The following is a 350-nucleotide window of genomic DNA, read 5'->3' on the forward strand; positions in this document are numbered from 1 at the left end:
AAAAAAATGCAGTAGTTTAATATATGATGCTTTAAACCGAATTACCAATGCAAATTATAATAGTCAGGATAATAGCGAGCAGGATTGGTTTAGGGTTTTTGGGATTACTTATGATAAGAACGGTAACCTAAAATCATTAAAAAGACAAAAAAAAGGAAGCCTTAATCAAAGTGTAGCCTTAGACTACCTATCCTATACCTATGATACCGGGAATAAACTCTTAACTGTCGAAGAACAAATTGATGGAGCCAGTGGGTTTGAAGATGGTACCAATACCAATGATGATTATACCTATGATGCCAATGGGAACATGACTATAGATCAAAACAAGGGGATTACAGGGATTACCT

1 pseudogene is annotated in these 350 nt (G+C 34.9%); it reads left to right on the top strand.

Annotated elements, in window-relative coordinates:
* Positions 1-350, top strand: a pseudogene (locus Z054_RS32070) (hypothetical protein); the annotation flags it as partial.

Origin of the sequence: Aquimarina macrocephali JAMB N27 (assembly GCF_000520995.1) — a bacterium.
GTDB classification, from domain to species: domain Bacteria; phylum Bacteroidota; class Bacteroidia; order Flavobacteriales; family Flavobacteriaceae; genus Aquimarina; species Aquimarina macrocephali.